Raw genomic sequence first — 11,061 nt, 5'->3', positions numbered from 1 at the left:
GTGTAGAAAACAAGCGCTGACGATGACAGGCCCCCGGCAAGCCATGTGCTTGCCGGGGCGTCAACTCTGCATGCCTCGCTCGCAGGACCGCAATTTGGCAATGGTGTTTGCAACCATGCGGCTTCCGGTCCTCTACGCCGATTCGTAATCGCCTTGGTCGTACATCGATCATGCAAGGCTTTACCAGGAGTTTCTCCACGATGTTCAGCTTCATTGCCCGCAGAGTGGGTTTGCTGATTCCGACCTTTTTCGGCATCACCCTGCTGACCTTCGCTCTGATTCGCATGATCCCCGGCGACCCGGTGGAAGTGATGATGGGCGAGCGCAAGGTCGATCCGGAAATGCACGCCCAGGCCATGGAGCGCCTCGGCCTGAACAAACCGCTGTATATGCAGTACCTGGATTACATCGGTAACCTGGCCCAGGGCGATCTGGGCGAGTCATTGCGCACCCGCACCAGCGTCTGGAAAGAATTCACCACGCTGTTCCCCGCAACCCTCGAATTGGCGCTCGCCGCGCTGATCATTGCCGGCACCCTTGGCGTGCTGGCCGGCGTGATCGCAGCGCTTAAACGCGGCTCGCTGTTCGACCATGGCGTAATGGGCGTCTCGCTGGTCGGCTATTCGATGCCCATTTTCTGGTGGGGGCTGATCCTCATCATGTTCTTCTCCGTCGGCCTCGGCTGGACGCCCGTATCTGGGCGTATCGACCTGCTGTACGACATACCGCCTGTTACCGGCTTCATGCTGATCGACAGCTTGCTCAGCGATGAAGAAGGCGCGTTTCTGGACGCCCTTCACCACATGATTCTGCCAGCGATTGTGCTCGCGACTATCCCCCTGGCCGTGATTGCGCGCATGACCCGCTCGGCGATGCTCGAAGTGTTGCGCGAAGATTATGTCCGCACGGCTCGCGCGAAAGGCCTGTCGCCGAACCGTGTGGTGTTCGTTCATGGCTTGCGCAACGCCCTGATCCCCGTCCTCACCGTATTCGGCCTGCAGATCGGCACGCTACTGGCCGGAGCGGTGCTGACCGAGACGATTTTCTCCTGGCCGGGGATCGGCAAGTGGCTGATCGAATCCATCGGCGCGCGGGACTACCCGGTGGTGCAGAACGGCATTCTGCTGGTCGCCTGTCTGGTCATTCTGGTCAATTTCACCGTGGACATTCTCTACGGTCTGGCCAATCCCCGTATTCGTCACCAACGCTAAGGAGGCCAGACGATGAGCAGCATTGAAACCCTGCCGGCCGCCGAGCCGATGACCTATTACCCATCGCCGCTCCGAGAGTTCTGGAGTGCATTCAAACGCAACAAGGGCGCGCTAGGTGGCCTGGCTTTCATGGTGCTGTTGGTGGTCTGCGCCTTGTTCGCCTCGGCTCTGGCACCCTACAACCCCACCGAGCAGTTCCGGGATTTCCTGCTGACACCTCCCGTCTGGCAAGAGGGCGGTACGTCCCAGTTTCTACTGGGCACCGACGAACTTGGGCGGGACATGCTGTCTCGCCTGATTCATGGCGCGCGCCTGTCGCTGCTTATCGGCCTGGCCTCGGTCATCTTCTCGCTGGTGCCCGGCATTCTGCTGGGGCTGATGGCTGGATTCTCCCCCACCGGAATGGGCCCGTTCATCATGCGTTCGATGGACATCATGCTCGCCCTGCCTTCGCTTCTGCTGGCGGTTGCCATCGTAGCGATACTCGGCCCAGGCCTGATCAACACCATCTTCGCCATCGCCATCGTGTCGCTGCCTGCCTACGTGCGCCTGACCCGTGCGGCGGTGATGACCGAGCTCAACCGCGACTACGTGACCGCGTCCCGGCTGGCGGGCGCCGGCACGCTCCGGCTGATGTTCATAAGCGTACTGCCGAACTGCATGGCGCCCCTGATCGTGCAAGCCACGCTGAGTTTCTCCTCGGCCATCCTGGACGCTGCGGCGCTGGGCTTTCTCGGCTTGGGCGTGCAGCCGCCGACCCCTGAATGGGGAACCATGCTGGCCTCGGCGCGGGACTATATCGAGCGCGCCTGGTGGGTAGTTTCGCTGCCCGGCTTGGCGATCCTGCTCAGTGTATTGGCGATCAACCTGCTCGGCGATGGCCTGCGCGATGCGCTGGATCCGAAGCTGAAGAACGCCGCATAAGGAGTTCATTGATGCGCGACTCAAAATCAGTGCGTATGCAGGAGAATCGTCCATGAGCCTCCTCGAAATTCGGAATCTCTCGGTACGTTTTGGAGACGACGGCGCGCCGCCGGTGGTCGACGGCCTCAACCTCAGCGTCGACCGAGGCGAAGTGCTGGCCATCGTTGGCGAGTCCGGTTCCGGAAAATCCGTCACCATGATGGCCTTGATGGGCCTGATCGACGCGCCGGGCAAGGTTGCGGCTGATCACCTTCGGTTTGCCGATCGGGACCTGCTGACCCTCAAGGGACGCCAGCGTCGCCGCTTGATCGGCAAGGACCTGGCCATGGTGTTCCAGGACCCGATGACCGCACTCAACCCCAGCTACACGGTGGGGTTTCAGATCGAAGAAGTGCTGCGCCAGCACCTCGGGCTCAAGGGCAAAGCAGCTCAGCAGCGCGCGCTCGAATTGCTTGAACGAGTGGAAATTCCCGGCGCGGCCAGCCGCCTCGATGCCTATCCACATCAGCTCTCCGGCGGCATGAGCCAGCGGGTCGCCATCGCCATGGCCATTGCTGGCGAGCCACAACTGCTGATCGCGGACGAGCCCACCACAGCGCTCGACGTGACTATTCAGGCACAGATCATGGAGCTGCTGCTGAGCTTGCAGCACGATCAGAATATGGCGCTGATTCTTATCACCCACGATCTGGCCGTGGTGGCCGAAACCGCCCAACGCGTCTGCGTGATGTACGCCGGCCAGGCAGTGGAGACCGGTCAGGTGCCGCAGCTGTTCGACGCGCCGGCTCATCCTTATACCGAGGCTCTGCTGTCCTCCATCCCGGAGCACTCCGATAGCCGGCGACTTGCAACCTTGCCAGGCATCGTACCCGGCCGATACGACCGTCCAGCCGGCTGCCTGCTGTCGCCACGCTGCCCTTATGCCCAGCCACGCTGTGCTGAGCGACCGGCGCTCGAACCCTACGACCGCGGCGAAGTGCGCTGCTTTTTCCCGCGCAACATGACACCAAACGAAGCACCAGAGGTGCTGCGGGACGCGCAACGCCCGAGCCAGCTACCCGGAGAACACCATGTCTATTGAGGCATCGACAGGCAGCGTGCTGTCCGCACGTGAGCTGACCCGCCATTACGAGATTTCACGCGGGCTATTCAAACCAAATGCCACCGTACGCGCACTTAACGGCGTGTCGTTCGAACTGGCTGCCGGCGAAACCCTGGCCGTGGTCGGCGAATCCGGCTGCGGTAAGTCCACGCTGGCGCGGGCATTGACGCTCATCGAGGAGCCCACTTCCGGTTCGCTGCAGATTGCCGGGCAGGAAGTTGCAGGCGCCGACAAGGCCCAGCGTAAACAGCTGCGCCGTGACGTGCAGATGGTATTCCAGAATCCCTACGCCTCGCTGAACCCGCGACAGAAGATTGGTGATCAGCTGGGCGAACCCCTGGTCATCAACACCGGGCTGTCACGTAGCGAACGCCGTGAGCGTGTGCAGGCGATGATGCAGCAGGTCGGATTGCGACCGGAGCACTACCAGCGCTATCCGCATATGTTCTCCGGCGGTCAGCGCCAACGCATCGCCCTGGCGCGTGCAATGATGTTGAACCCCAAGGTACTCATAGCGGACGAGCCCACCTCCGCGCTCGACGTATCGATTCAGGCGCAGGTGCTGAACCTGTTCATGGACCTGCAAGAGCAGTTCAACGCCGGCTATGTGTTTATTTCTCACGACCTTGCCGTCGTCCGCCACGTTGCAGACAAGGTGCTGGTGATGTACTTCGGTAGCCCGATGGAAATGGGACCTGCCGAGCTGATCTACACCCGTCCGCTGCACCCCTACACCCAAGTATTGTTGGCCGCGACACCGAGCATCCGCCCGGACCCGACAAGACCGAAGATCCGCGCCAGTGGTGAATTGCCCAACCCACTCGATCCGCCAACGGGTTGCGTTTTCCACACCCGCTGCCCGCACGCCACCGAACGATGCAGCATCGAAGTACCCGCATTCCGCGCCTTGGACGACAGATTGGTAGCGTGCCACTACGCCGAGGAGGTCGGAGGGTCTTCACGGGTCGCTTCGGTAGCCTGCTATGGGTCAAGCCCACTAGTCACCTCTTGAACCCAAACGAAGAACAACGCTGGAATGGCAGCGTGAAGACGTGGCGGGCCAAAGGCCATTACGCCTGGACTCACCCGCAAAACCGATGAAAAGCCGCAGTTTAGGCGCTTTGGATGAGCGCTTTTGGCGGAGATCGCTACCGACGCGCCTTAACGCAGCATGACCAAGCGCGGTCGTTCTTACACTGCCTTAAAGGCCAGATACGGGACTGTTCATGTCGATATGGCCGAGTCGGCATCGCCTATCTGATCGGCACATATAGGGCGTTCAACTAAATGGCCATCTGCCGTTCATCCAAGCGCTCGAGCAACGCCGGTCGTAATGCAATGACATCGAGCTCGATTACGTTGATCAACCCTGACAACTGCGCACGAGAAACCGATACGCCGCAGGGGAGTCCGGTCAAGACCAATGACTCTCCTGTCAGCTCATCCAGCAGCATCGCCTGGATGGTCTGCGGAGAGTCCATAGTGGCCGTGAACAACAATGGCTTGAAGTGTTCCCGCACGAGTACCAAAGCCTCGGGCAGTCTTATCCGGATCATCTGACAATTCCTTTTGTCTGCACGGAAATTTAATCGCTAAGCACAACCGCAGCCCATCAAAGACTGCAAACAACCTCACATCCCCGCGCTGGGTCACATAAATCGCTTTCGCATGACGACCACGCCAGCGCCAAGCAATCCCTGCCAGCCCGAACGGTTAACCCAGCACTAAAACCCACGAGCTGGAACAGGTGAAAATGCCGTGAATCGCTCTGACGGCGCCTGGTTTAGCCTGATGTTCCCCAACGTCTGGAGAAACCGGGACCATACAGAGAGCCGATTTCAGACGTCAGAAACGCTGAAGGCCCCGGAATCCGGAGCCTTCAGTTCGCGATATGGCGGAGGAGGTGAGATTCGAACTCACGGAAGAGTTTCCCCTTCGACGGTTTTCAAGACCGTTGCATTCAACCGCTCTGCCACTCCTCCGCAGAGAGCGGGCGCAATAGTACCCGAACGAAACACACTGTCAAACACTGATGTTAGGACGAAACAAAAGCTCTGCTATGATCCGGAGCAATTCACCTTAGGCTGAATACATTTACAGGAGTGGCGCCATGCTCAAGCAACAGTACGCATCTACGCACACGCAGGTTGAACAGAAGGAAGTCAGCCGCGTTCTGCGCAACACATACGGCCTTCTGGCCATCACCTTGGGCTTCAGCGCTTTCGTCGCCTACATGGCGATGCAAGCCAATGCAGCCTACCCAAACATCTTCGTGGTGCTGGTCGGTTTCTACGGCCTGTTCTTCCTGACGGTCAAGCTACGCAACTCCGCGTGGGGTCTGCTTTCTACCTTCGCCTTGACCGGTTTCATGGGCTACACGCTGGGGCCGATCCTCAACATGTACCTGGGGACCGCCAACGGTGGTGAGCTGATTGCATCCGCGCTGTCGATGACTGCCCTGGTGTTCTTCGGCCTGTCGGCGTTCGTGCTGATTACCCGCAAGGACATGAGCTTCCTCAGCGGCTTCATCACCGCTGGGTTCTTTGTTCTGCTAGGCGCGATGGTAGCGGGCTTCTTCTTCGAGATCAGCGGCCTGCAACTGGCGATCAGCGCCGGCTTTGTCTTGTTCTCTTCGGTCTGCATCCTCTACCAGACCAGCGCCATCATTCATGGCGGCGAGCGCAACTACATCATGGCCACCATCGGCCTGTACGTTTCGCTGTATAACCTGTTCATCAGCCTCCTGCAGCTGATGGGGATCATGGGCGACGACTGACAGCACCCTTCGATTTAGCCCGCTTCGGCGGGCTTTTTCGTTTCTAAAGCTCGCGTATCATGTCCGGCAGTACTGAAACGGTGGCCCATGAAGTTCGCAATCGCCTTATTCTCCCCCGCCCACTCCCCAGCTTCGCGACGTGCATTACGCTTTGCGGAAGCCGCGCTGGCGAGCGGACATGAGATCGTTCGGCTGTTCCTCTACCAGGACGGTGTGCATAGCGCTTCGGCCAACATTGTCGCTGCGCAGGACGAGCTAAACCTGAGTGAACAGTGGTCCCGCTTCATCACCCACTACGGACTGGATGGCGTGGTCTGCATCGCCGCCGGACTGCGCCGCGGCGTACTGGATCAACAGGAAGCAAACCGTTATCAGCGCCCGGCGGCGAACCTGGCTGCAGGGTGGGAGCTGTCCGGCCTGGGTCAACTACACGAAGCCAGCCAGCAAGCCGATCGCCTCATCTGCTTTGGAGGTCATTGATGGCTCGCTCGATGCTCATCATCACTCGCCAATCACCATGGTCTGGACCATCTGCACGCGAGGCGCTGGACATCGCTCTGGCCGGCGGTGCGTTCGAGCTGCCGCTCGGCCTGCTGTTTCTGGATGACGGCGTGTTTCAGTTGGTGCCTGCGCAACAGGCTGCTCTGCTGGAGCAGAAGGACCTGACCGCCAACCTGCAGGCATTGCCTATGTTCGGCATCGAGTCACTTTACGCGGCCAAGCGCAGCCTCGGTGAGCGCGGTTTGGACGATACACCGTTGTCGCTTCCGGTCGAGCTGCTGGACGACGCTGGCCTCGGCGCGCTCATTAACCGCTACGACCATGTGATCACGCTCTGATGGCAACCTTGCACCTGCTTTCACACTCGCCTTTTTCCGACGACCGCCTGGTTAGCTGTCTCCGGCTGCTCGGCGTCGACGATGCGCTGTTGCTTTGCGGCGACGCGGTGTATGCCCTTCAAAACGGCACGGCTCAGTGCCAGGCACTGCAATTGATGCCAGACAGCATCAGGCTGTTCGCACTGGAGGAAGACGTCGCTGCACGCGGCCTTGGCGCCCTCCCAGCACGCCTGCAACAGGTCGACTATGAGGGCTTCGTCGAGCTTTGCTGCCGCTTTGAGCGGACCAACTCCTGGCTATGAAAACCTTGAACGTGAATGGCACACAGATCGCTGTGGATCAGGAAGGTTTTCTGGTGGATCTCAACGACTGGAGCGAGCCCGTCGCCGAAGCACTGTCGAACGCGGAAGGAATCGAACTCCAAGCCGAACACTGGGAGATTCTGCACCTGCTGCGCGAGTTCTATCAGGAGTTTCAGCTGTCGCCCGCGACGCGTCCGTTGATCAAGTACACGGCACTGAAACTCAGCCCGGACAAGGGCAACAGCATGCACCTGAACCGTCTATTCAAGGGCACCCCCGCCAAGCTTGCGGCAAAGCTGGCAGGCCTGCCGAAACCGAGCAACTGCATATGAGCCTGGTAACACCCGCTGAACACCCGTTCGCCGTTTTCGTTCGTATTCTTGGCAAAGGCAAGCGCGGCGCGCGCGACCTCACCCGTGAGGAGGCGCGTGAAGCCATGGGCATGTTGCTAGACGGCAAGGCCGAGGAAACCCAACTCGGCGCCTTTCTCATGCTCCTGCGCCACAAGGAGGAAAGCGCCGAAGAGCTCGCAGGCTTCACCGAAGCCGTGCGTGAACGGCTGAGCGCGCCAGCGATTGCGGTGGACATTGACTGGCCCACCTATGCCGGCAAGAAGCGCCATCTGCCCTGGTACCTGCTGGCGGCGAAATGCCTGGCACGCAACGGCGTGCGGATCTTCATGCATGGCGGTGGCGCGCATACCGCAGGACGCATCTATACCGAACAGCAGCTTGAGTTGTTGGACATTCCCCAGTGCGAGAGCTGGGCTGAGGTTAGTGCAGCGCTAGAGCGCGGCAATCTAGCGTTCATGCCGCTCGGCGCGTGGATGCCAAGGCTTCAGCACATGATCGACCAACGCAACATTCTCGGCCTGCGATCGCCGATCCATTCGCTGGCTCGAATCCTTAATCCATTAAGCGCTCGCTGCGGTCTGCAGAGCATTTTCCATCCCGGCTATCAGGCCAATCACCGGGAAGCCAGCCGGTTATTGGGCGACACCTCAATCGTGATCAAGGGCGAAGGTGGTGAAATCGAGGTCAACCCGGACGGTGTTGCTCACCTGTACGGCACTCAGACGGGCGAATCCTGGGACGAAGACTGGCCCGCTCTATCGCCGCAGCGTCACGTCAAACCAGCGCAACTCGATCCGCAGCACCTGCTTGCAGTCTGGCAAGGCACCGATGATGCCTACGGTGAACTTGCGGTCGTTGCGACCATGGCGCTAGCACTGCGAGGCCTCGGACAGCCGCGCGACGCCGCGTTCGCCCAGGCGCGTGAGTTCTGGGCGCAGCGCAATCTATCGATCTGACCGATTGGTTTGACCCGGCATTACGGCTTATGCGCCACCCCTTGCCACCTACACTGTTTCTGATTCGAAACCTGGAGGTGAGCATGGGACTTTTGGTAGACGGAAAGTGGCAAGACCGTTGGTACGAAAACAGCAGAGACGGTGAATTCCAGCGAGAGCAGGCCCAGCGGCGAGATTGGGTTACAGCAGATGGCTCGCCAGGTCCGGACGGCCGTCCCGCCGTCCAGGCACAAGCCGGTCGCTATCATCTCTATGTTTCACTGGCTTGCCCCTGGGCCCATCGCACCCTGATCTATCGCAAGCTCAAAGGACTCGAGTCCTTGATCGACGTTTCTGTGGTCAGCTGGCTCATGGCCGAACACGGCTGGACGTTCGACAAGGAGAAAGGCTCGACCGGCGATGCGCTGGACGGACTGACCTATCTGCACCAGCGCTACACAGCCGACGATGAACGATACAACGGCCGGGTAACGGTTCCCGTGCTGTGGGACCGGGAGCAGCAGCGAATCGTTAACAACGAGTCCGCAGAGTTGATCCGGATCTTCAATAGCGCCTTTGATGAGCTGACCGGTTCGACGCTGGACCTTTACCCGGAGCCGCTACGTGTCGAGATCGATTCGCTCAACGAGCGGATCTACCCACGGATCAACAACGGCGTCTATCGCGCGGGCTTCGCCTCGGCGCAAGAGGCCTACGAGGAGGCGTTCGATGAAGTATTTGCGGAACTCGACTGGCTGGAGCAGCGCCTCGGTGAACGACGCTACCTGACTGGCGAATACCTGACCGAAGCCGATTGGCGATTATTCACCACGATCATCCGTTTCGACGCGGTCTACCATGGCCACTTCAAGTGCAACTTGCGTCGCATCGAAGACTACCCCAACCTCTCGAAATGGCTTCGAGAGCTGTATCAATGGCAAGGCGTTGCCGAAACGGTCGACTTCACCCATATCAAGCACCACTACTATGCGAGTCATCGACACATCAATGCCAACGGCATCGTGCCCAAAGGCCCCGAGCTGGCGCTTCACCGTGCGCATGATCGCGACCACCTGCCAGGCAAAGGCATCTGGTCGCGGTAACCCGATACCTTTCTAGCGTGCCGCGACAGATCACCTGTCGCGGTTCTGAGCGCCTTCGAACCAGGCGAGTTTCTCCCGCAGCTGCACCACCTCGCCAACGATGACCAGCGTAGGCGCTTGCACCTCTTCACTGGCGACCCGCTCGGCCAGGTTGGCAAGAGTGCCGGTAAAGACCCGCTGGTTTGCAGTAGTGCCTTGCTGAACCAGCGCAGCCGGCGTATCCGCCGCGCGACCATGAGCCATCAGTTGCTGGCAGATTACTGGTAAGCCGACCAGCCCCATGTAAAAGACGAGCGTCTGACTTGGCGCGACGAGCTCTGACCAGGCCAGATCGCAGCTGCCATCTTTCAAATGCCCTGTAACAAAGCGCACCGACTGTGCGTGATCACGGTGCGTCAGGGGGATGCCGGCATAGGCGGCGCAACCGCTGGCCGCCGTAATGCCGGGCACAACCTGGAACGGCACGTCGTTCGCAGCCAGCTCTTCGATTTCTTCACCACCGCGGCCGAAGATGAACGGATCGCCTCCTTTGAGACGCAACACGCGCTTGCCTTCCTTCGCCAAGGTCACCAGCAACTGGTTGATCTGCTCCTGCGGCACGGCATGCGCTGCGCGCTGCTTACCGACGTAGATACGGTCGGCGTCACGCCGGCATAGATCGAGAATGGCTGGCGCGACAAGACGGTCATACAGCACAACGTCAGCCTGCTGCATCAAACGCAGCGCGCGAAATGTCAGCAGATCAGGATCTCCAGGACCTGCGCCCACCAGGTACACCTCACCCAGGTTTTTCGGCTCGGCACCGGACAGCTTCTCAATCAGCAGGCGCTCAGCCTCCTGTTGCTGGCCCGCCAAGGCCCGCTCTGCAACATCGCCCTGGAAAACCTCCTCCCAAAAGACGCGACGTTGCTGCACGTTGGCAAACCTGGCTTTGACCTGCCCGCGGAATTTTTTTGCCAGGCCAGCCAACTCGCCGTAAACCGAGGGAACCCAGGTTTCGATGCGCGCGCGCATGAGCCGCGCCAGCACCGGCGCATCACCGCCGCTAGACACCGCGATCATCAATGGGGAGCGATCGACGATCGCAGGGAAGATGACCGTACACAGATCGGGCGAGTCGACGACGTTTACCGGCATGCCAAGCGCCCGTGCGTCTTCAGAAACTTGCGCGTTCAAAGGCTCATCATCAGTCGCCGCGATGGCCAGCACGCAGCCTGACAGATCCCTGGATTGATAACCGCGGACCAGAGCCTCACCACCATTCTTTACGACCAGCTCGTTCAGCTGTGCTTCTATTTCTGGGGCGACTACCCGCAGCACCGCACCCGCTTCCGACAATAACCGCGCCTTGCGCAGCGCGATCTCGCCGCCGCCAACAACCAACACCGTACGGCCATTCAGATTGTGAAACAGCGGCAGAAAATCCATGGCGAGTCCTGATGACATAGTGAGATGCAGCCATCTCAACCATTACGGCAAAGACGGCCCTTGTCGAGAATCAAGGAGTCCGCGCGGG

The 11,061-nt window shown here is 60.1% G+C and carries 13 protein-coding genes and 1 tRNA gene; 11 read left to right on the top strand and 3 right to left on the bottom strand.

The genetic code is table 11. The features are described from left to right. Positions 1–200: 200 nt before the first annotated feature. From PSTU_RS0102760 to PSTU_RS20350, 4 genes are read left to right on the top strand one after another with little or no spacing between them, the layout of a single operon-like run. Positions 201–1,211, top strand: coding sequence for an ABC transporter permease subunit (locus tag PSTU_RS0102760; protein ID WP_019339513.1), 1,011 nt, complete (start codon positions 201–203; stop codon positions 1,209–1,211). A gap of 12 nt (positions 1,212–1,223) precedes the next feature. After that, positions 1,224–2,135, top strand: coding sequence for an ABC transporter permease subunit (locus PSTU_RS0102755; RefSeq protein WP_019339512.1), 912 nt, complete (start codon positions 1,224–1,226; stop codon positions 2,133–2,135). 52 nt (positions 2,136–2,187) lie between these two features. Beyond that, positions 2,188–3,216, top strand: coding sequence for an ABC transporter ATP-binding protein (locus PSTU_RS0102750; RefSeq protein ID WP_029404586.1), 1,029 nt, complete (start codon positions 2,188–2,190; stop codon positions 3,214–3,216). Then, positions 3,206–4,249, top strand: a complete 1,044-nt coding sequence (locus PSTU_RS20350) for a peptide ABC transporter ATP-binding protein (protein ID WP_051127841.1) — start codon at positions 3,206–3,208, stop codon at positions 4,247–4,249. Before PSTU_RS0102750 ends, PSTU_RS20350 begins: the two co-directional genes overlap by 11 nt. Before the next feature lie 271 nt (positions 4,250–4,520). Here PSTU_RS20350 and PSTU_RS0102740 read toward each other — a convergent pair whose 3' ends face one another. Both PSTU_RS0102740 and PSTU_RS0102735 read right to left on the bottom strand, forming a co-directional pair. Beyond that, positions 4,521–4,793 (bottom strand): DUF1652 domain-containing protein, encoded by a 273-nt coding sequence (locus PSTU_RS0102740; RefSeq protein WP_019339511.1) that lies wholly within the window; start codon positions 4,791–4,793, stop codon positions 4,521–4,523. A 336-nt stretch (positions 4,794–5,129) separates the two neighbouring features. After that, positions 5,130–5,219, bottom strand: a tRNA-Ser gene (locus PSTU_RS0102735). Positions 5,220–5,347: 128 nt separating this feature from the next. Here PSTU_RS0102735 and PSTU_RS0102730 point away from each other — a divergent pair. From PSTU_RS0102730 to PSTU_RS0102700, 7 genes are all read left to right on the top strand, one after another. Further along, entirely contained in the window at positions 5,348–6,013 is a 666-nt protein-coding gene (locus PSTU_RS0102730; protein WP_019339510.1) for a Bax inhibitor-1/YccA family protein, read from the top strand. Between the two features lie 87 nt (positions 6,014–6,100). Then, complete coding sequence (gene tusD / locus PSTU_RS0102725) at positions 6,101–6,493, top strand: sulfurtransferase complex subunit TusD (RefSeq protein WP_019339509.1); 393 nt, start codon at positions 6,101–6,103, stop codon at positions 6,491–6,493. Beyond that, positions 6,493–6,852 carry a sulfurtransferase complex subunit TusC gene (gene tusC, locus PSTU_RS0102720; RefSeq protein ID WP_019339508.1) on the top strand — a complete coding sequence of 120 codons (360 nt, stop codon included), beginning with the start codon at positions 6,493–6,495 and terminating at the stop codon, positions 6,850–6,852. Before tusD ends, tusC begins: the two co-directional genes overlap by 1 nt. Beyond that, complete coding sequence (gene tusB, locus PSTU_RS0102715) at positions 6,852–7,154, top strand: sulfurtransferase complex subunit TusB (protein ID WP_019339507.1); 303 nt, start codon at positions 6,852–6,854, stop codon at positions 7,152–7,154. The genes tusC and tusB overlap by 1 nt, the downstream gene beginning before the upstream one ends. After that, positions 7,151–7,486 carry a TusE/DsrC/DsvC family sulfur relay protein gene (locus PSTU_RS0102710; protein ID WP_019339506.1) on the top strand — a complete coding sequence of 112 codons (336 nt, stop codon included), beginning with the start codon at positions 7,151–7,153 and terminating at the stop codon, positions 7,484–7,486. Before tusB ends, PSTU_RS0102710 begins: the two co-directional genes overlap by 4 nt. After that, entirely contained in the window at positions 7,483–8,463 is a 981-nt protein-coding gene (locus PSTU_RS0102705) for a glycosyl transferase family protein (RefSeq protein WP_019339505.1), read from the top strand. The genes PSTU_RS0102710 and PSTU_RS0102705 overlap by 4 nt, the downstream gene beginning before the upstream one ends. 83 nt (positions 8,464–8,546) lie before the next feature. Continuing rightward, positions 8,547–9,545: a glutathione S-transferase family protein gene (locus tag PSTU_RS0102700; RefSeq protein WP_019339504.1), complete on the top strand. Its 999-nt coding sequence runs from the start codon at positions 8,547–8,549 to the stop codon at positions 9,543–9,545. A gap of 30 nt (positions 9,546–9,575) precedes the next feature. Here the strand turns inward: PSTU_RS0102700 and cysG are convergent, their stop codons facing one another. After that, positions 9,576–10,973: a siroheme synthase CysG gene (gene cysG, locus PSTU_RS0102695; protein WP_019339503.1), complete on the bottom strand. Its 1,398-nt coding sequence runs from the start codon at positions 10,971–10,973 to the stop codon at positions 9,576–9,578. Positions 10,974–11,061 lie beyond the last annotated feature (88 nt).

The organism is Stutzerimonas stutzeri SDM-LAC (assembly GCF_000235745.1).
Classification (GTDB): domain Bacteria; phylum Pseudomonadota; class Gammaproteobacteria; order Pseudomonadales; family Pseudomonadaceae; genus Stutzerimonas; species Stutzerimonas stutzeri_H.
The sequence above is the reverse complement of the archived record's forward strand: the minus strand, read 5'-3'. Positions and strand labels throughout refer to the sequence as shown.